This window comes from Chloroflexaceae bacterium (genome assembly GCA_025057155.1).
In the GTDB taxonomy this organism is placed as follows: domain Bacteria; phylum Chloroflexota; class Chloroflexia; order Chloroflexales; family Chloroflexaceae; genus JACAEO01.
This window is the reverse complement of record JANWYD010000008.1, coordinates 13,453-38,694: the sequence shown is the minus strand read 5'-3', so window position 1 is coordinate 38,694 and position 25,242 is coordinate 13,453. Positions and strand designations below refer to the sequence as shown.

Sequence of the window (25,242 nt, the reverse complement as noted above, 5' to 3'; positions counted from 1 at the left end):
CTATGCAGCGCAGTGAACGAGGGGGCGGCTGGGTCGGCTGGCTTATCTTCTTTTTGCTGATCTTCGGTTTCCGGTTTTTGCCGCCGATCGCTAACTGGCTCACCCAGGTCACCGGTATCACAATCACGGTGCCGATGCTGATCATTGCCTTCACCGTTCTGGCCGTCGTAGTGAGCATCGGCGGTTCGCTGGTGCGCGCCGCGGGACGATCCGGCACTTCGGGCCGGTCTCGTCTCCCTTCGTCGCTGCCCCTGCCTCCCCAGCCCTCGGCCCCGCCGAAACCCGCCGCGCCACCCTGGCCCCCTACGATCCCCTCCACCAATCTCCCCCGCGCCCGCCTGCCCGGCGGGCAGGAACAACTTCCCAGACCGCCCCGTTTCGAGCCGATCATCGATCCGCGCATTTTCGCCGCGGGGATCGCCGGTCTGGTAATCCTGGGGGCGCTGACCCTGTTCTTCCTCGTACTGGCCGGCGCCCTGCCATAGGCCGCTACGAAGAGCGTCCATTGGTCATAACTCATGAACGCCTACGACGTGCTGGCCCGGTACTACGACGCCGATCTGCGCGATTTTCATGAGGATCTCCCCTTCCTCCGCGAGATGGCGCGCCGCGCCGATGGTCCGTTGCTCGAATTGATGTGCGGTACCGGGCGCCTGCTGCTTCCTCTGGCCGAGGCGGGCTTCACCATTACGGGAGTTGACAGCTCGCCGGCAATGCTGGACATCGCCCGCGCCCGTGTGCAAGAGGCCGGGCTGGACGACCGGATAACGCTTCTTCAGGGTGATGTGCGCGATGTCACTCTGCCTGCCGGCGCCTTCAGCCTGGCCTTCATCGCAGTCAATTCGTTCATGCACCTCGAAACCGTGCGCGACCAGCTAGCCTGCCTGACCAATGTCCGGAGGGCCTTGCAGCGTCATGGCATGCTGATCATTGACCTTTTTAACCCCAATCCCACAGAGATCCTCCGTGAGGATAACCGCCTGGTGCTTGAGCGCGAATACGAGCTCGACGGGCGGCACGTGCAGAAGTTCGTAGCCATTGACAGCGACATCGCTGCTCAAATCAGCCGCGTGACCCTGCTTTATGATGAAACCGACGCCGATGGCCGCGTCACCCGCCGCACGCTGCGCTTCGTCCTGCGCTGGCTCTACCGCTTCGAGGTCGAGCATCTCCTCGCCCGGACGGGATTCATGACGCGCGCAGTCTACGGCTCCTACGATCTCAACGAGTACGACAGCAATAGCCCGCGCCTGATCGTCGTGGCCTCGCCGGCTCGTTGAGGCCAACGTGCGGAAGCCAGATGACCCCACATTCACCCGGAGCGTGCGGAAGGGCGAAGCTCTCAAAATAATCCTGTGCTGTCTCTCCGTTTTGAGCGCGTAGCCTGTGCGGCATTGCTCGCACATCTTCAACCGAGGCTTCCCAATCGTTCGTGACCCCTGGGATGCAACCGCGCAAAGGCCGGCATGGCCACCACGAACTCGTTGCGCCTTCGCGCCTTTGCGTCAACCTTTCCGAGCAATGCGCTAAAGCGGCAACGGCTGCTCATAACGAGCAGCCGTGGGGGAAAAGGGAGGCGGTGTGAGTTGGTGGAGGATTGGCTGTGCTGGGCGACGACCACCGCAAATCGTGCATCCCTCATAAGCCGATGGGAGTATAAACCATCCAGATTAGAACCTGATTAATCCTCTATTAGATGTTTGTTAATTCTCCCACAAAGCCGGCTGAGAGGTCTGTGAACGGAGTTTCCTCGCAGTCTGCCCCCCTCCCAGCCTCCCCCCAACGGGAGGAGGGTTGGGGAAGGAGCGGGGTTAGCGGAAACCTTCGTTCACAGACTACTGAGCAGCGGCCGCCGGATCTCTGGTGGGGAATCCTGGCCTCCCTGGCCCCCTTGCCCCTGGAAGGGCGCGGCCGCCCGGCCTTGCTGAAGGGCAGGGTGTGGGAGGGCTCCGCCCTCCGCCCTCTCACAGAAACCTTCTCACGCCTTGACGTTCGATCAGCGCGGTAGTATCATTCAGGCGGCACATCACAACGCTGGCTTGGAACGCGGTGATGAGGACGAGTAGCCCGGCGACTGCAGTCAGGGAGGGTGCGTCGCGACTGGAAGCGCACCTCTGCACGGCCTGGTGAAAACCCCCTCGGAGCGGTCCCCTCAACGTCGAATGGCCAGTATGGGGATCCGGGAAGCGCCCGTTACAGCGCTCCACGAGGATGTCTTCCGCTGCCGTGGAAGGCATTAAAGATGGGTGGAACCACGAGGCAACCCTTCGTCCCATTGGGAAGAGGGGTTTTTTGTTGATACGCGCCGTCCTCGCCGGCGTCCCGGCGGCCAGGCGCGACCGGTAGGCGGGTTTGTGAACGTTGCCCCCTCGCAGGAGGTGTCGTTCTTTTTGTGCGGCGAAGCCGCATGAGGCATCCCTATGCGCTCATCGTATCGGCGTCCACAAGCTGCTCGCGTTGCCGGCGCCCGCCGCGGATGTCTGCGCGGCAGCGCGGCGTTGCTGTTTATCGCCGCCCTGCTCTTGCTGGTATATGCCTTTGGGCTGCGCCCTATGCTAAGCCGCGCCGTGGCCGACCGGATCGCGCCTCTCCCCGTGGCGACGGCTATGGCCGCCGATGGCGGCGGGCGCGTGGACGGTCTCCTGCCCACCGCGATCGCCGCCCTGCCGCCTGGTGAGGTGGTGTTGACCGAGGAACGCGCCAATGAGTTTCTCGCCGCCCGCCCGGACGCCCTTGCGCCCCTCGAAGCGGCGCGCCTGAGCTTTAGCGAGGGTCGCGCCAGCGCCGCTATTCGCGCCTACGGGGTAGTCAGCGTCGCCAGCGTCTCCCTCGCCGCCGAACAGGGTCGCCTTGTGGTGACCGGCGCGCGCCTGGAACCGCCGCTCGCCTATGTGCTCTCCGCCAACGAACTGGCGCGTCTGCTGGCCGAACGGCTCAATGCCGAACTGACTGCCCAGGGGCGGCGCATTGACGTAGTGCGTATCGAAGAGGGCCGCCTGATCCTGGTTACCAGTTGATTGCCGCCCACCCGCGGGCCATGCGCGCCGCGCAACGGAGGAGAACCGGAGAACCTGGTTTTCCCGGCCCCTGCCAGATGAAATAAGGAGTCTCATCATGCCCGTCAATCCCAACGACGATCCATACTATCGCCTGCGCCACTCCCTGGCCCACGTGATGGCCCAGGCCGTGCTTGAGTTGTTCCCGGAGGGCAAAATCGCCATCGGCCCGCCGATTGAGAACGGGTTCTACTACGATTTCGATCTGCCCCGCGCCCTCACGCCCGAGGATCTGGTCGAGATCGAGGCGCGCATGCGCCGGATCATCAGCGGCAACCATCCGTTCATCTACCGCGTTGTCAGCCCGGAAGAGGCCCGTGAGCTGTTTAAAGATCAGCCCTACAAACTCGAGTTGATCGAGGGTCTCATCCAGGGCGCCGATGAGTATGGCGAGCGCTCCGAGGGCAACGGCGCTCGCCCCGGCGGTACGATCATCTCAACCTACCGCCAGGACACCTTTGAGGATCTCTGCCGTGGACCCCATCTGGAGCATACCGGCCAGATTGACCCCGAGGCCTTCAAGCTGTTGAGCGTCGCCGGCGCCTACTGGCGGGGCAATGAGAAGAATCCGCAGCTCCAACGCATCTACGGCACCGCCTGGAACAATCGCGCTGAGCTTGAACAGTACCTCTGGCGCCTCGAAGAGGCCAGGAAGCGTGACCATCGCCGCCTGGGCAAGGAGCTTGACCTCTTCAGCATCTCCGACGAGGTGGGTCCCGGGCTGATCCTCTGGCATCCCAGAGGAGCCATGATCCGCGTGATCGCCGAGGATTTCTGCCGGCAGGCCCATCTCAACGCTGGCTACGAGTGGGTCTTCTCGCCCCACGTGGGCCGCGCCCACCTCTGGGAGACGTCCGGCCATCTCGATTTTTACAAGGAGAACATGTATGCTCCGATGGATGTTGAAGGTGACACGTACTACGTTAAGCCGATGAATTGTCCTTTTCACATTCAGATCTATAAGTCTCATTTGCGCTCGTACCGCGATTTGCCGCGGCGCTACGCTGAGTATGGCACGGTCTATCGCTTCGAGAAGAGCGGCGTGCTCCACGGCCTGACCCGTGTGCGCGGCTTCACCCAGGACGACGCGCACATCTTCTGCCGGCCCGATCAGGTAGAGGAGGAGATCGGCCGGGCCCTCGATTTTTCGCTCTACATCCTGCGTTCATTTGGCCTGAGCGAGTTCACCGCCTACCTCTCGACCCGCCCCGAGAAGTACGTCGGGCGGCCCGAAGACTGGGAGCGGGCCACCGCTGCCCTTGAGCGGGCCATCGAGGCCCATGCGCTGCCCTACAAGCGCGATGAGGGTGGCGGCGCCTTCTATGGCCCCAAGATTGACCTGAAGGTCAACGACGCCCTGGGCCGCGAATGGCAGTTGAGCACCATCCAGTTCGACTTCAATCTGCCCGAACGCTTCGATCTGGAGTATATTGGCGAGGATGGCCAGCCCCATCGCCCCTACATGGTTCACCGTGCGCTTATGGGAAGTATGGAACGCTTCCTGGGCGTGCTCATCGAGCATTTCGCCGGGGCTTTTCCCCTCTGGCTCGCTCCCGTGCAGGTCAGCATCATTCCCATTACCGATAAGCAGATGGAGTATGCCTCCCAGGTGCGCCAGCGCCTGACCGATGCGGGCCTGCGCGTCGAACTCGATGACAGCCGCGACCGCATGCAGGGCAAGATCCGCCGGGCGCAGTTGCAGAAGGTGCCGTATATGCTTATAATCGGCGCCAGGGAACAGGAGACCGGGTCTGTGGCTGTGCGCACCCGCGCGGGCGAAGATCTGGGCGCAATGCCGCTGGCGGCATTCGTTGAGCGCGCGCTGGAGGAGGTTCGCACTCGGGCCGCCTGAGCGGCTGCGGAGCAACGATCAAGGTGGGCGCCTGGTAGAATCTGCTTTCACTTCGGTTCACTTGCAGGAGCGTCAGGTATGGCACTGGAGTCCGACACGCTCGCCGATATCGCCCGTCGCTTTAGCGAGACCATTCGCGCCGAGCGCCAGAGCACCCTCGAGGCCCTGGCTGCCGAACGTCAGGCCGTTCTGGAGATCATCAAGGCGCTGCGGCAGGAAACCGCACGCCGGCGCAGGGCGGCCTCCGGACGGTTCGTCTTCGGCATGCTGCTCGGCGCGACTGCCGGCGCCCTGACGGTCTATGTCGCCAACCAGCGCGCCAGCGAGGAGACGCGCCTCGGCCTCACCGCCCAGGCCTCCGCCGCTCGCGGGTCGCTTGCCGAGCGCTTCAAACAGGCCCTTGAGGCGGGCCGCCGCGCCGCGCAGAGCCGTGAGGAGGAGCTCTGGGAGCGATATCGCCGCCAGGTGTCCGAGGCGCTCCAGCCTCCCCCCCCGAAGCCTGAAGAGCCGCTTTTCTAGCCCGCCCCGGTCGTCTGGAGGAAGGTGGGGAGCCCCGGGTGGCCCACGCTCCCGCCTGCCGGGAGGGTCAGGGCGGGCATAGCCCTCCTTGACGGATGCCCCTGGCATTCGAATATCTGCTTGATCGTTTGTATCGCTACATCCCCGCCCACCTCCCAACCTCCCCCCAACGGGGGGAGGAGCCGGACCCCCTCCCCCAGCGGGCGAGGGTTGGGAAGGGGGAGGAGTTGCCAAAAAACTTGGTTCACAGAGTACTTAATCCTGAAAGCTCTCAATGATGGATGCCGAGATCATCGCTATTGGCTCCGAGTTGCTCCTTGGCGCCACGATTGACACCAATAGCGCCTACCTGGCCCGTGAACTGGCCGCTGCCGGCGTCAATCTCTATCGCAAGACGGTGGTGGGCGATAATGCCGATCGTATCGCCCAGTGCATCCGCGAGGCCCTTGGCCGCGCCGATCTGGTGATCTGCTCTGGCGGTCTTGGCCCCACGCCCGACGATGTGACCCGCGAGGCGGTCGCCCTGGCCCTCGGCCGCCCGCTGGAGTTTCGCCAGGAGTTGCTCGACCAGATCCAGGCCCGCTTCAGCGCCATGGGCCGCACCATGAGCGAGAGCAATCGCCGCCAGGCCTATGTGCCCGCCGGCGCCCGTCCTATCCCCAATCCCCGCGGCACCGCGCCCGCCTTCATCGTTGAAGACGCCCGTGGCACGGTGATCGTGCTTCCCGGCGTGCCTTACGAACTGCGCTACCTGTTTGAACACGCCGTGTTGCCCTATCTGCGCGAGGAGCGCGGCGTCACCGATGTGATCCTGGTCAAAACGCTCCACGCTGCTGGCCTCGGCGAAAGCGTGATCGGCGAACTCCTGGCCGACCTGATGCAGCAGGCCAACCCCACCCTGGGCATCTCCGCCAAACAGGCGCGTTACGAACTGCGCATCGGCGCCCGCGCCTCCAGCCGCGCCGAGGCCGAGGCGCTTATCGCCCGGGCCGAGGCGACCATTCGCGAGCGCCTGGGTCCCCACCTCACCGGCGACGAGCCGCTGGCGGAGACGGTAGTGCGCCTCCTGCGCGAGCGCAATCTCACCCTCGCGCTGTTCGAGGGCGCCGCCGAGGCGCCGATCTACCGCGCCCTGGCCCGTGTTCCCAACGCCTTGCAGCGCCTGCGCGGCCTGATCGTCCATCCGCTGGATCAGCCCGCCGATGAGTCCGCCGCTGCCGCCCTGGCCCTCGTCGGCGCCCGTGAGGCTGCCGCGCGCCAGGGCGCGACCCTGGCCCTGGGGGCGCAGGCCGCTTCCACCCCCGATCCGAGCGGCCTCACGCCCGTCTGCGTCGCCCTGGTCACCCCCGAAGGCAGCCGCGAGGTGACCCGCCGCTACGACCTCCGCCAGCCCGAGGGCTGGGAGTTCGTCGCCACCCTGGCCCTCGACCTCACCCGGCGCTACCTGTTGGGAGACGCGGCTTGAGGCCAGCGCCCGCGGCGTCCGGCATTCGCCTCGGTGCGGCCCTGGCCGTGGTGCATCGGGACCGGCGGTGGTGGCTGAAGTGCCTCGGCTACGGGGCCGCCGCCGCCACCGGTCTGGGCCTGCCCCTGGCTGCAGGCTTCGTGATGGAGAGTCTCGACAACAGCCGTCGCGGCTACCCTACGCCCCTGCCGCCCTGGAGCGACCCCTTCCTGCGCGTCCTCACCGGTCTCTTTGCCCTGCTGATCGACTTTGCCTTCTTCGTCCTGCCTCTGCTCATCGGCGGCATGCTGATGGTCGGCGTGAGCCTGGCCTTCCTCGTCGCCGGCCCGCCGGTCGCCCCGATCCTGCCCTGGCTGCTGACCGCCATCGCGCTGCTGACCGCCCTGGTCGTGTTGCTGATGTTCGTCGCCGGGGCGGCGCCGGTGGGCCGGCTGCGCTTCGCCCGCGAGGGGCGCATCGAAGAGGCGCTCGACCTGGCCACTCTGCGCGAAGCCCTGACGCCCCCGCAGCGGGGTCGCTTCCTGCGGGCGCGCCTGGCCTCTCTGCCGGCCTACCTGCCGGCCACGCTCATCGCCGGTCTTACCTGGGGCCTGGCCTCCATGCGCTTCCCCGGCCAGGCCCTCGTTTTCGCCCTGGGGGTCTGGTTGACCATGGCGGCCCTCGTTTATGCCCATCTGATCGTGGTGCAACTGTATGTGGCCGCCGAGTGAAGGATTGGCGCAGCCAATCCTTCGGCCCTACGCCAGCGCCCCGCGGATCGCCTCCACCGCCTCCGCCCGCGCCACCCGCGCCGCCTCGCCGCGCCGGGGCTTCAATTCGACCTCGCCCGTGGCGAGGAGCTTTTCGCCCACCACCAGGCGCAGCGGCAGGCCGATCAGGTCGGCGTCGTTGAACTTGACCCCGGCGCTCTCGTCGCGGTCGTCGAGCAGCGGGCGCAGCCCCGCCGCGGCCAGTTCGTCGTACAGCCGCGCCGCCTCGACCCGCGGGGCCTCCCCTTTGCCCAGGGCGATGATGTGCACATCGGCGGGGGCCACAGCGGCCGGCCAGATGATGCCGCGCTCGTCGTGGTGCTGTTCGATCACCATTTGCAGCAGCCGCTCGACGCCGATTACATACGCTCCCAGCGCCAGCGGGCGCGCTAAGCCCCGCTCATCGAGGCAGGTCGCCCCCAGGACCTGGCTGTACCCCGTGCCCACCTTGCGAATGTGGCCGATCTCCACGCCCTGCTCCAGCCGCAGGGGCGCGCCGCAGCGGGCGCAGGGGTCGCCTGCCCGCACCGCGGCGATGTCGGCCACCAGGGTGGCATGCCAGTCGCGCCCGTGGACCACGTTACGCAGATGGTAGCCCGGGCGGTTGGCCCCGGCCACCAGCGGCCCGGCCTCGACCACCGAACGGTCGGCGACGACGAAGACCCCCTTCAGGCCCACCGGCGAGGCATAGCCGGGGGTCGTGCCGGTAGCGGCGATGTGCTCGGGTTCGGCAGGGCGCAGTTCGCTCACCCCGGCGGCGGCCCGCAGGCGGGCCTCGTTCACCTCCAGATCGCCGCGAATGACCACGAAGAGCAGGCCCCGCTCGGGGGTGTCGAAGAACACCGCCTTGGCCGTCGCCGCCTCGCTGATGCCCAGGAAGGCCGCCAGGCCGGCGATGGTGGACGCCCCGGGCGTGGCTACCTCCTCCAGCGGCGGCGCCTCAGCGGGTGGCGGCGGCGTTGTCCGCGCGCATGCGGCGACCTCGATGGCAGCCCCGTAGCCGCAGGCCCTGCACACCGCGAGCGTGTCGTCGCCGAACGGCGAGAGGGCCATATACGCCCGGGCCTCGCCCTCGTCCGGCGCGCTGCCAGCGGCCTCGACGGCGACGCAGCGCACCCCGCAGCGGGCAAAGACGCGCTCAAAGGCCGCCCCGACACGTGTGAAGGCCGCATCAAGGCCGGCGGGATCGGCATCGAAGGAGCAGGCTGTCAGAAGGGTGAACTCGCGCAGGCCCAGCAGGCCGCCCCGGACGCGCGCCTCGTCGCGGTAGACCGGCTGGATGGCGTAGACCAGTGCCGGCAACTGGCGGTAGGAGCCGATCTCGCGCCGGGCCAGTTCGACGAGCGCCGCCTCGTGGGTCGGGGCGAGCGCCAGGGGCCGCTCGGCGCGATCGCGCAGCCTGAGCATCAGCGGGCCATAGACGGCGTCGTGTCCGGTCCGTTCCCAGAATGCGACCGGCAGTACCAGCGGGAGGCGCGCCTCCTGGCCGCCTAGGCGCGTTAGTTCTTCGCGCATCAGCGCTTCAATGCGCCGCGTGGCAGCCAGGCCGAGGGGCAGCAGGGCGAAGCTGCCGGGGGCCAGCGCCCGCGCCAGTCCGGCGCGCAGCGCCAACTGGTGGCCGATCTGTTCGGCTTCCGCTGGAGGCTCGCGGAGCGTGCGACCGAGCAGTGAGGAAAGGCGCATAGTGGGTCTCCTGATATGAACATGCTCCCCGCGCGGGAGGGTCCGGGGATGGCAGTGTCGTTGTCAGCGCTGTAGATGACACATGCTCCCCGCGCGGGAGGGTCCGGGAGGGCGCAGCCCTCCCGGAAACGTTCTCTCACCCCTCGGTGATTGCAAACAGCAGCCCGGCCTCGCAGGCCACGTCTCCCTCGACCATGGCGCGGCCCCGGGCCTTGCCCACCCCGCGCCGGAACTTCTCGACGCTGACTTCCAGCCGCAGCACATCCCCGGGGCGCACTACCCGCCGGAAGCGGCACTCGTCAATCCCGGCGAAGACCGCCAGCTTCCCCCGGTGCTCGGGCAGGCTCATGGCGGCGACGGCCCCCGTCTGGGCCAGGGCCTCGACAATCAGCACCCCGGGCATGATCGGGTTGCCGGGGAAGTGGCCGGCGAAGTGCGGCTCATTGGCGCTGACCAGCTTCTCGGCCACCGCCCGCGCCCCCGGCTCAAGCTCCAGAACGCGGTCAATCAGCAAGAAGGGATAGCGATGCGGGATGATCGCCATGATCTCCTGGGTGGATAGCATCGGGTAGTCCTCTCGTACCATTTCGGATTTTGGATTTTGGATTGGAAGCGGCATCGGGACACTGTAGACAGCAATCCAAAATCCAAAAATCGCATCAGGCCATAGGGTACCATAAAAACGCCGGGCAACCCGCTCGCCCCGCGCCACCTGACGTCCGGCAGTCAGAACGGCTTGTTCAGGTTACCACAGAGAGCGCGGATGGGCGCGGAGGGCTTGAAACGGCCCCTCCTCCGCGCCCTCTGCGGTGATCCTGCTGCGCCCCTTTGACGCTCACGCATCTCTGCTGCTATAATCCCGCCCATCACTGCTATACAGTCGCCGCGCGCGACCCCGCCTCGCCTGGACGTCGCCGCCGATTATTCCCACGTGGAAGGTGAGCAGTCTGTAAACAAAGTTTTTCCCTGAATCCCCAACCCCCTCCCCAACCCTCCCTCGCTGGGGGAGGGCGCCCACCGCCTCCCCCAACGGGGGGAGACCGGGAGGGGGGCGGAAAGGCCGGGAAACTTAACTTTACAGACCAGTGAGCCTTCCACGCGCTGCTCGTGATCGCTCCCGCATTCTCATGAGCATCCGAGGAGGTGATGCCTATCGCCGGTCCCCCGTTCCCTGGCGGAGCCTTGCATTGCGGTTTCAGTTGATTCGGTCGGGGCAGCGGCGCGACCTCCGGCTCGTCCGGCCGGGTTCCATCGCCACCGCCCTCAATCGGCAATCCACAATCCGCAATCTAAACGAAGGTGCTTCCTATGCAAACAGACACCCCTGTGCGACGACGGGCGCTTGTCGTCGCCATGCTCCTGGCCCTGCTCGTCCCGGTGATCGCCGCCTGCGGCGGCGCCCCGGCCACCCAGGCCCCCACCACTGCGCCCGCGCCCACCGCGGCGCCCACTGCCGCGCCCGCGGCCACCACCGCGCCCGCGGCGACCGCCGCGCCCACCGAACCCGCCGCCGAGAGCCAGGCGGTCTACACCACCGAGAACGGCCTGATGACCGTTGCTGCCGTCGAGTGCGGCGGCGATTACACCGGCCTGCTCAAGGAGATCGCCGCGGTGGACCCGCTGACGGTCCGCTTTACCTTCTGCGTGCCCGATCCGGCCTTCCGCGCCAAGGCCGCCTTTACCCCCTTCTCCATCCTGCCCAGCGAGTACCTCGAGTCCACCGGCGGGACCGGCGAGCTGATCGAGCGGCCCATCGGCACCGGCCCCTACCAGGTCGAGAGCTGGACCCGCGGCGATAATATCACCCTCAAGCGTTTCGACGACTACTGGGGCGATCCGGCGAAGACCGAGACGCTGATCTTCCGCTGGAGCGCCGAGGCCGCCCAGCGCCTGCTGGAGTTGCAGTCGGGCACTGTGGACGGCATTGACAACATCGCCCCCGACGCCTTCGAGGTGGTCGCCGCCGACCCGAACCTGCAACTGATCGAGCGCGAGGCCCTCAACGTCTTCTACGTCGGCATGAACAATACCTCCCCGCCGTTCGACAACGAGAAGGTGCGCCAGGCTATCGCCATGGGCATTGACCGCCAGCGCATCGTTGACAACTTCTACCCGCCCGGCTCCGAGGTGGCGAGCCACTTCACGCCCTGCGCCATCCCCAATGCCTGCGTCGGCGAGGAGTGGTACAAGTACGACCCGGAGTTGGCCAAGAAACTGCTCGCCGAAGCCGGCTTCCCCAACGGCTTCGAGACCGTGCTGGAGTACCGCGACGTGGTGCGCGGCTACCTGCCCGAGCCGGGGCGCGTGGCCGAGGACATCCAGGCCCAGCTTGCCGAGATCGGCATCAAGGTGACGATCAACGTGATTGAGTCGGGCACCTTCCTCGACAAGGCCGACGCCGGCGAGTTGAAGGGCCTGCACCTGCTGGGCTGGGGCGCCGACTACCCCGATATGACCAACTTCCTCGACTTCCACTTCGGCGCCGGGGCCTCGAAGCAGTTCGGCGACAAGTTCCCCGACCTGGTCGAGGCGCTGAAGCAGGGCGCCTCGCGGGCCGACGACGCCGAGCGCGAGCCGTTCTACGTCGAGGCCAACAACCTGATCAAGAAGTATGTGCCGATGGTGCCCATCGCCCACGGCGGCTCGGGCGTGGCCTACAAGGCTGACGTTAAGGGCGCTCATGCCAGTCCTCTGGGCAACGAGTACTTCGCCGTGATGGACCCCGGCGGGCGTGACACCTTTGTCTGGATGCAGAACGCCGAGCCGGCCGGCATCTACTGCGCCGACGAGACCGACGGCGAGGCCCTGCGCGTCTGCGAGCAGGTGACCGAGGCGCTGCTCTCCTACGAGATCGGCGGCACCGAGGTGGTGCCCGGCCTGGCCGAGGAATGCACCCCCAACGCCGACCTGACCGTGTGGACATGCAAGCTCCGCTCGGGCGTGAAGTTCCACGACGGCTCCGAACTCGACGCCAACGACGTCGTCATGTCCTGGGCCGTGCAGTGGGACGCCGCCAACCCGCTCCACAAGGGCCGCGACGGCAGTTACACCTACTTCTCGGCGCTCTGGGGCGGCTTCCTGAACGCCCCGGCGGAGTAAGGAGGTTGGGGAAACCATGTTTCCCCGGGCCCCTTCTTGCCAGGTGCGAGGGCACGGCCCCCTCCCAGCCTCCCCCCGTTGGAGCGAGGCGCCGGACACCCTCCCCCAGCGGGGGAGGGTTGGGGAGGGGGCCGGACGCCACGAATGGCGCAAAGACTCAAAGCGTTGCAATCAGCGCCGCCAGTTCCTTGTGCCTTTGCGTTAAACGCTGCGACAAACGCGCTAACCTCGAAATTAAGACCATGCTCCGCTACACCCTTCGCCGTCTGATCGTGGCCGTGCCCGTGCTCTTCGGCGTGCTGCTGGTCACCTTCGTGCTGGTGCGCCTGATCCCCGGCGACCCCTGCACCGCCCAGCTCGGCGAGAAGGCCACCGAGGCCATCTGCGCCCGCTTCAATGCCGAGAAGGGCCTCGACAAGCCCATCCCGGTGCAGTTCGGCATCTACATCCGCGACGTGTTGCAGGGCGACCTGGGGACCTCCATCCGCTTCAACCGCCCCGTCACCCAGTTGATCGCCGAGCGCCTGCCGGTTACCCTGGAGCTGGGCTTCTTCGCCCTGCTGCTGGCCTGCATCGTGGGGGTGCCGCTGGGCATCATCGCCGCGCTGCGCCGCAACTCGGCGATTGACGTGGCGACCATGGTCATCTCCAACATCGGCGTCTCCATGCCCGTGTTCTGGCTGGGGCTGATGCTGGCCTACATCTTCGCCCTGCTGCTCAAGGACACCCCCTTCCAGTTGCCGCCCTCGGGACGCCTGACCGCTGGCGTCACCAGCGTGCCCTTCTACGTCGTCTGGGGGTGGGAGGTTGATCTCAAATCGGGCTTCGGGCAGGTGTTGCAGTTCCTCGCCAACATGTACCTCTTCAACAGCCTGATCACCTTCCAGTGGGAGGTCTTCCGCGACGCCCTGCGCCACCTGATCCTGCCGGCCATGGCCCTCGGCACCATCCCCATGGCCATCATCGCCCGCATGACCCGCTCCTCGATGCTCGAGGTCCTCGGCCGCGACTACGTGCGCACTGCCCGCGCCAAGGGCCTGGCCGACGTGGTGGTCACCATCCGCCACGCCCTGCGCAATGCTCTCCTGCCGGTGGTGACGATCATCGGCCTGCAACTGGGCACGATCTTCAGCGGCGCCGTGCTGACCGAGACGATCTTCAACCTCGCCGGGGTGGGCCGCATCCTCTACGATGCCATCTCCACCCGCGATTACCCGATTATTCAGGGCTTTACCCTGGCGATTGCGTTCAGCTATGTGATGATCAATTTGCTGGTGGATCTGTCCTATGGGTTTCTCGATCCGCGGATCAGATACTAGCAGAGGTTTCGCAGGAGCGCAGCCCTCCTATCCCTTGCCCAGGGGAGGGTCCGGGAGGGCTGCGCCCTCCCGGAAATGATCCTTATTACAGTCCCGGGGTCAGGGGCGCAACCCCTTGCGCCCCTGACCGCACCACAGCCTATGAGCAGCACGTCAACCACCACCACAGCGGTGACCCTGGTCACCCCCATGCGCCCCGCCGAAGGTCCCTGGCGCCGAGCATGGCGCCAGTTCATCCGCCAGCGTTCGGCGATCATCGGCATGGCCATCATTGGCGTGCTCGTCTTCACCGCCATCTTCGCCCCCTGGATCGCCCCCTTTGACCCCACCGAGGTCCTGCTGGGCAAGCAAGAGGGCATTCAGAAACGCTCCGGGCCGTGCATCCACCTCTTCGGCTGCCCGCCCGACCAGCCCCAGCACATCATGGGGGTGGACGGGAACTTCCGCGACCTCTTCAGCCGCGTGATCTACGGCGCGCGGCTGTCGCTGTTCATCGGCTTCGTCACCGTGTCAATCTCGGTGGCCGTCGGCGTGCTCCTGGGGGCCGTGGCGGGCTTCGTCGGCGGCTGGGTAGACAATGTGATCATGCGCGTCCTCGACGTGGTGCTGGCCTTTCCCTTCTTGCTGCTGGCCATCGCCATCGTGAGCGTGCTCGGTCCCGGCCTGCTCAACGCCATGCTGGGCATCGCCATCGTCTCCATCCCCGCCTACGCGCGGGTGATCCGCGCCAGCGTGCTCTCGGCGCGCGAAGAGGAGTACGTGCTGGCGGCCCGTACCATCGGCCTGGGGCCGCTGGCCATCCTCTTCGGGCACATTCTGCCCAACGCCATCTCGCCGCTGATCGTGCAGGCCACCCTGGGCATCGGCACGGCGATCATCGAGGTCGCGGCGCTCTCCTTCCTCGGCCTGGGCGCGCAGCCCCCCACCCCCGAGTGGGGCTCCATGCTCAGCGCCGAGCGCAACCAGGTCTTCACCGCCCCGCACCTGGTCTTCTTCCCCGGCCTGGCGATCATGCTCACCGTCCTGGGCTTCAACCTCCTCGGCGACGGCCTCCGCGACGCCCTTGACCCGCGGTTGAAGGTGTGAGGTGGATGGGGAAACCAGGTTTCCCCAGGCCCCTGCCCCTATCCAATACGCGAAACGCACGCCAGGGTTGTTCCGGGGCGCCGAGCCCGCTTCCGGCCCGTGTCGTCCTGCCCCCTCCCTGACCCTCCCCTGCTGGGGAAGGGAACCGCGCTCCTCCCCCCAGCGGGGGGAGGCTGGGAGGGGGGCAAAAGACATCCATAGCGCCATGCCGCATCGCCACGCCTTATTGCGACGCCAATACACCAATCCAAAATCCAAAATCCAAAATCCAAAATCCAAAATGCTATTACCCCCCTTGCCATCCCCCCGCGCAAGCGGTATAACTGCTCCAGAATCGCCATTCGCGTCCAGGAGCCTGCCGTGTCGGCCCATCCCGACGATCTCGCCGCCCTGATCCGTCGCCTGCGCGACCTGTGTACCGAGTTCGATGCGGCCACCGCCCGCGCCGCGTTTGAAAAGAGGGCCGCTGAACTCGGCCTGTCCTCTGACCAGCGCGCCCGTGTTGAGGCCCTGGTCTTCTTCGGCGAGGGGAACCAGTTTGGTGATGTGTCGATCGGCGACATTGCCGGGCGCGATGTGCTGAAGGGCCACATCGCCGTCGGCGTTAACCTGGGCACGATCATCTACGGGCGCACGCCGGAGGAGGACGAGCGGCGCCGCCTGGTCTGGTATCTGGAAGGGCTGGCCGCGAAGCTGGTCCACCTGCCCCTGCGCGGCCTCGACGAGCGCCTCAGTCGCGGCCAGAGCCTCGAGTTGCCCCGCGTCTATGTCGCCCTGGCCACCACCCATCGTGTCGAGGTCGCCCGCGGCCCGGCCAGCCAACTGCGCGCCTATTTCCAGAACGATGACCCGCGGCGGCCCCTCAAGCGGGAGTTTGACCCCGACCACGCCCTGCCCGATGCGGCCCTCTACCGGCGCGACGCCGGAAGCGCCGATGCGATCGTCCTCGAGCGCGCCTTGACTGCGGTCGAGGCCCTGCGGCGCCATAGGCGCCTGATCCTCCTCGGCGCCCCCGGCAGCGGCAAGTCCACCTTCCTGCGCTACCTCGCCTGGGCGCTGGCCCGGCGAGAACTGGACCCGGAGCGGGCGCCCCCGCTCGCCGGCGGAGACGATCGCGCGCTGCTGCCGATCCTCGTGCCGCTGCGCGCGCTGGCTGGCCGCATCGCCCGCGATGGCAACAGCAATACGACCGTCTACGCCGCCCTCCGCGACGAGTTGCACGCCTGCTGCACCCACCAGGTGGACGATGCCCTCAGCGCCGCTCTCTCGCGCGGGGCGGCGCTGCTGCTCTTCGATGGCCTCGATGAGACGCCGCTGGCCGGCGCCCCCGGCGTCGCCGATCGCCTGACAACGCTCCAGGCGGTGCGCGCCATCACCCGGCGCTACCCCGCCTGCCCGGCGGTGGTCACCTGCCGCGTGCGGGCGTTCACCAAAGAGGTGCACGCCGAACTGAACTGGCCGGTCGAGACCCTGGCCCCCTTCACCCTGGGCCAGATGCGCCACTTCGTGCCGGCCTGGCACCGCGAACTGGTCGCCAGGGGCCAGATCGACCAGGCCCAGGCCGAAGGGCTCAGCGCCCGGCTCATCGCCGCCATCGAGGACCCGGCCCGCCCCCGGTTGCGCCAGATGGCCGAGACGCCTCTGCTGCTGACGATGATGGCCCTGGTGATCTACAACCGGGGTGAGCTGCCCCGTGACCGGCCCCAGCTCTACGAGCGCATCCTCGACCTGCTGCTCGGCCAGTGGGACCTGGTGCGCGACGGCCAGAGCCTGGGCCAGGCGATCGGCAAGCCGGAGTGGGATAGCAGCTACATTCGCCCGCTCCTCGACCGGCTCTCCTACCAGGCCCATGCGCGCGCCACCTCGGCTGACGGGCGCGGGCGCCTGGCGCGCGGCGACGTCTACACGGCGCTGATCGACTTCTTCCAGCAAGCCCGGGTCAGCGGGCCGGGCGACGCCGCCCTGAACTGCCTGGACTACTTCGAGCAGCGCAGCGGCTTGCTGGTGGCCGATGAGCGCGACTCGTTCGTCTTCGCCCACCTGACATTGCAGGAACACTGCGCCGGGCGCGAGATTGCGCTGAATACCGACGACCCGGTGGCGCTCATCATGCGCCACCGCGACGACGATCGCTGGCGCGAGCCGATCTTCCTGGGGGCCGGGCTGGCCGCGCCGCTGGTGCTCGACCGGCTGCTGGGCGACCTGATCGAGCGCGAGGAGGGCGGGGCGCCGAAGCCAGCGGCCCGCTGGTACCGTGACCTCATCCTGGCCGCCGAGCTTGGCGCGGATCGCGACTGGACCTACCTGCGCACCCGGCCGCAGATCCGGGTGGACCGCTGGCAGCGCGAGCTCAAACAGGGCCTCGCCACCCTGCTGGCCGACCGCGACCAGCCGCTCCCCCTCGCCGAGCGGCTGCGCGCCGGCGAACTCCTCGGCGACCTGGGCGACCCGCGCTTCCCCGTAACGATGGAACAATGGCGCGCGGAACTGGCCCGGCGCACCGCGACCTTCGGCCAGCCCGCCGGCTACTGGTGCTACCTGCCCGCGGGGACCTACCGCATCGGCGGGTGGGACGATGACGCAGCGGCGGACGTGCCGCTGGCCGCCTTCTGGATCGCTCGCTACCCCATCACCGTGGCCCAGTACAAACCGTTCGTGGCGGTGGGCTACGGCCCCGAGGCTGAACGCTGGTGGACGCCGGAGGGCTGGGAGTGGAAACGGTCGCTGCAGCGCACCGAACCCTGGTCGTGGGGGGAGTCAGGGTATAATGCCCCCAACCAGCCGGTGATCGGGGTGACCTGGTACGAGGCCGCGGCCTTCTGCGCCTGGCTGAGCGAGCAGCTCGGGGACGCCCTGCCGGCGGGCTACGAGGTGCGCCTGCCCACCGAGGCCGAATGGGAGGCCGCGGCGGCATGGGACGGGCAGGGCGGGCGCCGCCCCTACCCCTGGGGCGCGGCGGAGCCGACCCCGGAGCTGGCAATCTACGACGCCAGCGGCCTGGGCCGGCCCGCGCCGGTGGGTTGCTGCCCGGCGGGGGCGGCGGCCTGCGGGGCGCTGGACCTGGCCGGCAACGTGTGGGAGTGGACCGCGAGCAGCTCTGCGGGCTACCCGGCAGGGAGTGGGATGTTGGTGAAAGACTTTACACCTGGCGATTACGATGCGCCGCTGCGAGGCGGGTCGTGGCGGACTAATAGTACAACTGTTCGCTGCAATGCACGGTCCAGGAGTCGTCCTGACAACGCCTACCTCAGCTGGGGTTTGCGGGTGTGTGCGGCCCCTTGCTCGCACAGCAGTTCCGCCCCCCTCCCAGCCTCCCCCCGTTGGGGGGAGGCGCCGGACTCCCTCCCCCAGCGGGGGAGGGTTGGGGAGGGGGCGGAGTTATCGAAAAACTCTCAGAGTAGTTAGCGCATTCAGGTGCCGAACCTCCCACCCTACCCCGCTGCGAACACCTCGTCCACGCTCACGCTGAAGCCGGCGAGGAGTCGCGACGTTGCCTGCGCACCCCGGCGGAAGACGCCGTGCTCCACGTAGGTCCCCTCCTCCAGGACCAGCACCGTCACCGTCTCATCCAGCGGGTTGACGATCCAGTATTCAGGGATGCCCGCCTCGGCGTAGTCGGCGACCTTCTCCACCGTATCCCGCTCAGGGTCATCGGCGCTGACGATCTCCGCCACCAGATCCGCCCCGAGCCAGTAGCGGTTCTGCGCCCGCGGATCGTCCGCCCGTCGCAGCGCCAGCAAATCCGGCTCCCGAAACTTCTCGGGACGGATCTGGAGACGCAGGGCCGCGAACAGCACGATGCCCCCGAGCGGTTGGAGAAAGGCGAAGAAGGCGCGATACAGGAACCCGAGGATGAGCTGGTGCTGCTGGGTTGGCATTGGCAGGACCTCAATGCGGCCATCGGTGAACTCCACCAGGTGCCGGGTGTGATCGGTCAACCGCAGGTACTGTTCAGCCGTCCAGTGCCCCTGCAGCGGCGCCAGAGAAATCGAGACCCCATCGCTCTCGCGCACAAGGTGCATAGGCGCGTCTCGCAGATCGGTTGGCATGCCTGTTCCTCCGGTCCGGTGCGATTGCGGATTGTTGATCTGGCGCAGCGCAAATCTAAAATCCAAAATCTAAAATCCAAAATCGTACAAACGGGTTGCCTGAAAATGTGCCAGGCAACCTTCCCGCGAATCAGTATACCTACATCGAACATTCGTTACAACAACCCTGGATAAACACGAACGCATGTGTGTGGTAACTGGTTCGCCCGGCGTCCACGCAAACGTGACCCTGCCGGCGACGGTTTCACCCCCCGCCCCCCATCATCGCGCGCCCGCCTGGGGGCGACGTGGGGCCGGCCACCGCCCATAACCGCGTGCCCATCCCATTGGCGACGTAGAGACGTTCCGCCGGGCCGTCTCTACGGTTCGCCCCGGGGCCGCATGGCCGCCGGACGGGTGGGCGGATGGCCGCCGGGCCGTTCCGCGTATCGCCGCCGGGCCGTCATTCCACCGAACGGATGGGCCGTTTCGCTGCCGGGGGGCGCGGCCGTCCGCGCCTGGCGCGCACGCCGCCGCCCGGAACCGCGTGGCGGCCCCGCGCCGCCACGACGGTGTGCAATGACCGTATCCTCCCCTTGCCTGAAGCGGTACATACGGTGTGGTCCCGCGTACAGGAAGATGGAGGATTTCCCATGTCGTCTCGATGCGCCCGCTGGTTGCCGCGCCTGCGTCGCCGGGCATCGTTCCTCGCCGCGTGCGGCGCCTGCGCCGCGCTGCTTGTCGCCTGCGCCCCCGCTCCGCCGCCCGCCGGCGCCCCGGAGGGCGCCACCGCGCAGGTCGCCGCATCGCCCGACCCCGCCGCTTTGCCCGAACGCCCCACAGCTCCTGTGCCTGACGCCCCGCCGTCGCCTGCCGGCGCCCCGGAGGGCGCCGCCGTGCCCGCCCCCGCTGCTTTGCCCGTCCCCCCGGCTGCCGCCCCCGCCGCCGGGGATGCGCCGGTCGCCGCGGCGACCGACCCCGAAGCCGAAGAGGTCCATCACCGCTGGGTGCTGGCCATGCTCTCTGGCAACGAAACGGAGGCCCTGGCCATTGCGGCTGAGCCTGATCCCGAACGCCGCGCCGAGCACGTTCGCAAGCAACTGGAGGTGACAGCGACCTGGCTGAAGTTCGGCAGCCTGGTCAGCCTTGTCGGGCCGTATCTGGGTCGCTTCGAGGCCCTTGGGGTGGTTCCCGGCGCCGATGAGCAGGAACGCATTGGCCTGAGCAAGGTCCTGTTCGCCCGCGGCAGTTCCTGTTTCGCCACGCGCCTCGTGCGCGTCCCCGGGGCCTGGCGCGTCGTCGAGTGGGAGCCTGGCGTGAAGGTCTGCGACGAATATATTGACCAGCACTTGCCTGGCCCCCTTCCCGCCGAGGCAGCCCTCGCCGAGGCCGACGACACCCTCGCCGAGTGGGTCGCGGCGATGTTCGGCGGCGACTCTGCTCGTGCCGAAACCTTCCTGATCGCTGATGATGCCGAACGGCGCCAGAGCATGTTCCGAACCCTGGCGTTCTTGACCGATTATGTGGTCAAGGCCAACGAGTCGTCGTATGGCGCCTTCCAGCGCTACGAACTGATCCCCACCTTCGACGAGAGCCTGCGCTATCGAGTGGGCTACGCCCGCGTCGTCTACGAGCGCGGCCAGGCCTGTTTCCGCGCCGATCTGCACTATCTTCACGGGCGCTGGCATATAAAGCAGTGGGATAACGTTATTGCCCAGGCCTGCGAGTAGCAAATCCTAGAGAGAGTGGGCGAGGAGGGCGGAACGCTGCAAACGGCAACGCATGTGATGAACCTGCGTTCAGGCGAAACATGTCTCGCCGCTGCTCCCGGCGCTAGCCCTACTCCACCACCAGGCGGTACAGCCCCCCGCCGCCATGGTCGGTCAGGTAGAGCTCCCCGGCGTCGTCCTCCCCGAAGGAACTGGCGCGAATATTCAGAACTCCCAGCAGCGCGCCGCCCCATCCGCCGCCGGCAGCGCGCAACCCCCACAGGTTGCCGCTGCAATAATCGGCGTACAGGTATACCCCTGTGAGTTGCCGAAAGGCTGCGCCGCGATAAACATAACCTCCGGTGATCGAACAGCCCCCGCCGGGCGAACCATGGCTGTAGACCGCAATGGGCAATTCCAGGCCGCTCTGATCGCACCTCTCGGCGCGAAAGCATTCCCTGCCCTCCATAATCCTCCAGCCATAGTTCTCGCCGCCGCGGCTGCCGGCGGGCTGAAAGTGGACCTCTTCCCAGGCGTTCTGGCCCACATCGGCGATGAACAGGTCGCCCGTGGCGCGATCGAAGGAGAAGCGCCATGGATTCCGCAGCCCATAGGCCCAGATCTCTGGACGGGCGCCAGCGCGGTTAAGCATGGGGTTGTCGGGAGGAATAGCGTAGGGCGCGGCCCCATCCACATCTATACGCAGCAGTTTCCCGAGCAGCGTATCAAGGCGCTGCCCGTTGTTCCAGGGGTCGCCAGCGGCCCCGCCGTCGCCGGTTCCGATGTAGAGGTAACCATCAGGGCCAAACTTCAACAGGCCCCCGTTATGGTTAGCCGCGGGTTGTTCGATCCTCAGCAGCACGGCGGCGCTGGACGGATCGGCGCGGTCGGGGTCGTCCCGGCTGACGCGGTAGCGCGCTACGACGGTATGACCGTTGCGGTTGGTGTAGTTAACGAAAAAGAACCCGTTTTCGGCGAAACGGGGATGGAAGGCGATGCTGAGCAAGCCCTGCTCATTGGCTCGCGAACCGACCAGCCCTTCGATGTCGAGAAAGGGCCGGGGCAACAACCGCCCATCACGCACAATGCGCACCCGCCCGACCTGTTCAACCACGAAGAGCCGCCCGCTGCCGTCACCCGCGCCGGTCACGTGGGTGGGCCGGCGCAGACCCTGGACGACCGGCGCCAGGCGCGGGGAGAGTCGTTCGACATCCCCGGCGGGCGCGGCGGAGGTGGCGCGAGCCGCGGGCGCGGCGGGGGTCGCCGGGGGGCGGGCCAGGGTAGATGTGGGAACCGGCGCGGCCCCGAAAGCCGCCCCGCAGCCCGCCAGAAGTCCAATAACGAGCAAGGCGATAACAAGCCGTCCCGGCATGAGGGTGAGGTATCCTTTCCAGATGATCGGTCCCTGGAGTCAGGATACCATAGCGCCAGGTGGGGCAAAAGGATCGCCCCCTGGCGACACATTGGAGGGTGCTGCGCTACCGCTACTCGGAAGGCCGGTAGAGCGAAGTCTTGCCGACCTTCCGAGTAGCAAGCTAAAAAATCGTCTTCCGCTCGGCAAGTTTGGCGTCAATCGTCGCCTGAATGCGCTCACGGACCAGCTCGGTCAGGCCGAGAACGGTAAGGGGATCGTCAGCCTCGGAAGGGTCGTAGGTGTCGGTCGGCAGCGGCTCGCAGAAGGTGATTGACCAGCGCGTGGGCAGAGGAATAGCCCCGAAGACGCCCAGCCAGGGGAAGAAGGGCGTAATCGGGAAGTAGGGCATCCCCAGGAGCTTGGCGATCGGCTGGGCATTGGCGAGCATGGGGTAGATCTCTTCGGCGCCTACCACCGCCACGGGCACGATGGGTGCCTGGGCGCGCAGAGCCGCCTGCACGAAGCCGCCGCGGCCGAAGCGGGCCAGCTTGTAGCGATCCTTGTAGAGTTTGCCCACGCCCTTGAGACCCTCCGGGAAGACGCAGACCAGTTCATCGTTCTGCAGGAGGCGAATGGCATTTTCAGGCAACCCGGGCACCTGTCCCATCGCTGCCAGCGTCGGCGCGACGAAGGGCAGCGTGGTGAACCAGTGCAAGTGCAGGCTGCGGACGATGCGGTCGTTCTGCGCCGGATGGTCCTCGGCCACCGCCGCGGCGATCATGGCCCCGTCCCAGGGCAGCACGCCACTGTGGTTGGCGACCAGCAGCGCGCGCCCCGTGGCCGGCACATGCTCCAGCCCCTCGGCCTTGACGCGCCACCAGGTGCGATACATAAAGCGCACGAAGGGCCGCACCACCGCGATCACCTCGGGATCCATGCCAAAGGGATCGGTGCTGTACTCGCCATTGAGCCGGCGCTTGATGAAAGCGACCTGCTCGTCGATCTGATAGCGCAGCACCATGCCGATACCCTTCCAGAAATCGGGATCAAGGTAATCTTTCAGGTCAATGTTCCGCAGAATCTCATTGACCCGCTCGACCTGCTGGTCGGTCATGCGGCGCAAATTTTCGCTGATCAGCCGCAGCAGATCGTTGGCCATGTTCTGGATCTCGTTTCCTTCGCTGGCAGGGCTCTCAGGCACATTGTTACGCACTTCGACCTCGAACTCGAAGAGCGTATTGGCGGAGCCGGCGGCGCGTTCGGCGTTGGAGGCCTCGTAGAGGCTCCCGGCAGAGGGAGGGGGAGAGACTTCGACGGGCCGTTCGGACCAGAACGACGTGGACGGGGCGGCGGTTGGAGCAGCGCCTGGCGAGGGAGAGGCCTCGGTTATAGGCACATCGAACCAGCTCGGCGCGGAAGCGGAGCGCGCCGGCTCCTCGGGCGCGTCGGCGCCCTTTACGGCGGGAATGGCCCCCTCCTCGCCGGGGGCCGCTTCCATTGCGGCCGCAGGCGCCTGTTGCGCCTGACCTCCCCGCTTCGCCCGGCTCGACTTCGCGGCGCCGGCGGCCTGGGCCGCAGCATTCTTGCGGCTGCTTTTGCCGCTCGTGGCAGCAGACGACGCGGCGCGCCGGGGGCTTTGTTTCGGAGCAGCAGCCTCGAGAGGCGCAGGCACGGGCTCATCGGGGCCGGGAACGGCCTCTTGCGCAGCCTCGGGCGCGGGTGCGCCGTCGGTCACGGCGTCCTGCGCGGGTTCAGGCGCCGGCTCATCGGGACTGGGAACGGCATCCTGCGCGGCGATCTGATCCACAGGAGAGGCGACCGCCTCGGGGAGGCCCTCGGTCGCATCGCCAGGAGGCGCCTCGGTGGGGCGCCCGTTGGGGCTGGTGTCATCGCTCACAGGCTAACTCCTTCGGGCAAGGAACTCGCGCAGCGCCGCCTCGGACGCCGCGCGATCCTCAACAAGGTGGCCATTGGCGCGCAGCGTCTGGATCAGTTCGGCGGCGCTGCGTGTCGGCGCCCAGCCCAGCTCGCATTTCGCGCGCTGCGTATCCACCACACAGCTATAGCGCAGAAAGCTCGGGCCATACGGCCAGTGGCCGAGGATGCCGGTATTGCCCAGCGAGAGCGCCAGCTCCACCACCGGTTCGAGCACGGCCACGGGCTGCTGGCCGGCCAGGCGGATGGCCTGCGAGAGGCGCAGCACATCATCGGAGGCCAGGTTAAACGGGCCGGCCACGCTGGAGAGGGCGGCCCGCGCCAGGCCCTCGGCTGCGTCATCAAGCCCTAGCAACTGGATGCGCGGATCGAAGCCCGCCAGCATCCGCGGGCCAGGACCGGTCAGATACTCAACCATCGGCGACCAGCCGCCGACGAGCGGAGCCAGGCGCATGGGCACGACTTGCAGCATCGGACGCCGGGCGACGAAATCCATGGCGAATTGCTCGACCTCGGCAAAATCACGCAGGAGGCCGCTGAGGGTGGCGAGGGCGATGGGGCGTTCCTCGGTGATCATAGCAGGGTTGAGGGCGCTGGCGCCATAGACGCCGACGTGGCTGAGCAGAATGATGCGCCGGACCCCCGCGGCGGCGCAGGCGCCGAACAACTCCATCGAGCCGATCACATTCTGCTGAACCGCCTGTTCGCGATCCTCAGCCGGCCGTTGCGCGCCGGCAAAGTCGAGATGCACCACCACCTCGATCCCCTCGGCGCGCAGCAACTCGACGAACTGCTTTCCCGAAAGCTTTGCGGCGAACCATTCGGCGCGTCCGACGGGAGCGGGAGGGCGCGCGCGCCCCAGGCCGACGATGCGCGCCTCGCGATCACGGCTGATCAACTCCGCCACTCGCGCGCCGAGCAACCCATCAATCCCGTTGATGAAAACCCGGGTCATGGCCTTGCTCCTACGCAACACTGTCGCGCAGCCACTGCTCGAGACCCTCTTTGTCCATGTCGGAGTTGCTCAGCGCCCGGAACACATAGGCAAGTTCGCTGGAACTGATCTCGGGTTTTAGCGCAACCCCGTTCAATTCAAGAAACCGCAGCAGGGCCAGCAACGCCGTCGCCTCATTCGCACCTACGAACGGATGGCTCTTCACGATCAAATAGACCAGCACAGCCGCCTTGGCGCACACATCGGGATACAACTCGGCGCCAAACATCTCCTGACGCGGTGCATTCACCACGGTCAGCAACCGGTCCTGGCTCTTGATCCCAAGGAGGCCCCCATAGCGTTCCACAGCGTAGGCATGCAGGTCGAGAAGCTCTTCTCTGGTGAGGTACTTCATGTTCCGAACCATCTGCCGGGGCGGCGCTGCTCCGGCAGT

Annotated in this window: 19 protein-coding genes; 12 read left to right on the top strand and 7 right to left on the bottom strand. The window is 67.2% G+C overall.

Annotated elements, in window-relative coordinates; all coding sequences use genetic code 11:
* Positions 1-2: 2 nt before the first annotated feature.
* The 7 genes from NZU74_08520 (at position 3) to NZU74_08490 (ending at position 7,602) form a co-directional block, all read left to right on the top strand.
* Positions 3-485, top strand: a complete 483-nt coding sequence (locus NZU74_08520) for a hypothetical protein (GenBank protein ID MCS6881364.1) — start codon at positions 3-5, stop codon at positions 483-485.
* A 33-nt stretch (positions 486-518) separates the two neighbouring features.
* Positions 519-1,280 carry a class I SAM-dependent methyltransferase gene (locus tag NZU74_08515; protein ID MCS6881363.1) on the top strand — a complete coding sequence of 254 codons (762 nt, stop codon included), beginning with the start codon at positions 519-521 and terminating at the stop codon, positions 1,278-1,280.
* Between the two features lie 1,140 nt (positions 1,281-2,420).
* Positions 2,421-3,017: a hypothetical protein gene (locus tag NZU74_08510; protein ID MCS6881362.1), complete on the top strand. Its 597-nt coding sequence runs from the start codon at positions 2,421-2,423 to the stop codon at positions 3,015-3,017.
* Positions 3,018-3,114: 97 nt separating this feature from the next.
* Positions 3,115-4,908, top strand: coding sequence for a threonine--tRNA ligase (gene thrS / locus NZU74_08505; protein ID MCS6881361.1), 1,794 nt, complete (start codon positions 3,115-3,117; stop codon positions 4,906-4,908).
* 78 nt (positions 4,909-4,986) lie between these two features.
* On the top strand, positions 4,987-5,427 hold the full coding sequence (locus tag NZU74_08500) for a hypothetical protein (protein MCS6881360.1): 441 nt from the start codon (positions 4,987-4,989) through the stop codon (positions 5,425-5,427).
* A 274-nt stretch (positions 5,428-5,701) separates the two neighbouring features.
* Positions 5,702-6,892 (top strand): CinA family nicotinamide mononucleotide deamidase-related protein, encoded by a 1,191-nt coding sequence (locus NZU74_08495; protein ID MCS6881359.1) that lies wholly within the window; start codon positions 5,702-5,704, stop codon positions 6,890-6,892.
* A complete protein-coding gene (locus tag NZU74_08490) occupies positions 6,889-7,602 on the top strand; it encodes a DUF4013 domain-containing protein (GenBank protein MCS6881358.1) in 714 nt (237 codons plus the stop codon). The genes NZU74_08495 and NZU74_08490 overlap by 4 nt, the downstream gene beginning before the upstream one ends.
* A gap of 27 nt (positions 7,603-7,629) precedes the next feature.
* Here the strand turns inward: NZU74_08490 and proS are convergent, their stop codons facing one another.
* Positions 7,630-9,324, bottom strand: coding sequence for a proline--tRNA ligase (gene proS / locus NZU74_08485; GenBank protein ID MCS6881357.1), 1,695 nt, complete (start codon positions 9,322-9,324; stop codon positions 7,630-7,632).
* Positions 9,325-9,460: 136 nt separating this feature from the next.
* A complete protein-coding gene (gene fabZ / locus NZU74_08480) occupies positions 9,461-9,889 on the bottom strand; it encodes a 3-hydroxyacyl-ACP dehydratase FabZ (protein ID MCS6881356.1) in 429 nt (142 codons plus the stop codon).
* A 743-nt stretch (positions 9,890-10,632) separates the two neighbouring features.
* Here fabZ and NZU74_08475 point away from each other — a divergent pair.
* From NZU74_08475 to NZU74_08460, 4 genes are all read left to right on the top strand, one after another.
* The gene (locus tag NZU74_08475; GenBank protein ID MCS6881355.1) at positions 10,633-12,423 is read left to right on the top strand and encodes an ABC transporter substrate-binding protein; all 1,791 of its coding nucleotides are present in this window, start codon (positions 10,633-10,635) and stop codon (positions 12,421-12,423) included.
* Between the two features lie 242 nt (positions 12,424-12,665).
* A complete protein-coding gene (locus NZU74_08470; protein ID MCS6881354.1) occupies positions 12,666-13,742 on the top strand; it encodes an ABC transporter permease in 1,077 nt (358 codons plus the stop codon).
* Positions 13,743-13,883: 141 nt separating this feature from the next.
* On the top strand, positions 13,884-14,828 hold the full coding sequence (locus tag NZU74_08465; protein MCS6881353.1) for an ABC transporter permease: 945 nt from the start codon (positions 13,884-13,886) through the stop codon (positions 14,826-14,828).
* 360 nt (positions 14,829-15,188) lie between these two features.
* Positions 15,189-18,233, top strand: a complete 3,045-nt coding sequence (locus NZU74_08460) for an SUMF1/EgtB/PvdO family nonheme iron enzyme (GenBank protein ID MCS6881352.1) — start codon at positions 15,189-15,191, stop codon at positions 18,231-18,233.
* A 26-nt stretch (positions 18,234-18,259) separates the two neighbouring features.
* Here the strand turns inward: NZU74_08460 and NZU74_08455 are convergent, their stop codons facing one another.
* Positions 18,260-18,877 carry a Uma2 family endonuclease gene (locus NZU74_08455; GenBank protein MCS6881351.1) on the bottom strand — a complete coding sequence of 206 codons (618 nt, stop codon included), beginning with the start codon at positions 18,875-18,877 and terminating at the stop codon, positions 18,260-18,262.
* 632 nt (positions 18,878-19,509) lie between these two features.
* Between NZU74_08455 and NZU74_08450 the strand changes: the two genes are divergently transcribed.
* Complete coding sequence (locus tag NZU74_08450; protein MCS6881350.1) at positions 19,510-20,586, top strand: hypothetical protein; 1,077 nt, start codon at positions 19,510-19,512, stop codon at positions 20,584-20,586.
* A gap of 109 nt (positions 20,587-20,695) precedes the next feature.
* Here the strand turns inward: NZU74_08450 and NZU74_08445 are convergent, their stop codons facing one another.
* The 4 genes from NZU74_08445 to NZU74_08430 all read right to left on the bottom strand — a co-directional run bounded on the left by NZU74_08445 (position 20,696) and on the right by NZU74_08430 (position 25,203).
* Positions 20,696-21,937: a PQQ-dependent sugar dehydrogenase gene (locus NZU74_08445; protein ID MCS6881349.1), complete on the bottom strand. Its 1,242-nt coding sequence runs from the start codon at positions 21,935-21,937 to the stop codon at positions 20,696-20,698.
* A gap of 163 nt (positions 21,938-22,100) precedes the next feature.
* Positions 22,101-23,816 (bottom strand): 1-acyl-sn-glycerol-3-phosphate acyltransferase, encoded by a 1,716-nt coding sequence (locus tag NZU74_08440; GenBank protein ID MCS6881348.1) that lies wholly within the window; start codon positions 23,814-23,816, stop codon positions 22,101-22,103.
* A 3-nt stretch (positions 23,817-23,819) separates the two neighbouring features.
* Positions 23,820-24,809, bottom strand: coding sequence for an NAD-dependent epimerase/dehydratase family protein (locus NZU74_08435; protein MCS6881347.1), 990 nt, complete (start codon positions 24,807-24,809; stop codon positions 23,820-23,822).
* Positions 24,810-24,819: 10 nt separating this feature from the next.
* A complete protein-coding gene (locus NZU74_08430) occupies positions 24,820-25,203 on the bottom strand; it encodes a Fic family protein (GenBank protein ID MCS6881346.1) in 384 nt (127 codons plus the stop codon).
* Between the last annotated feature and the right edge of the window lie 39 nt (positions 25,204-25,242).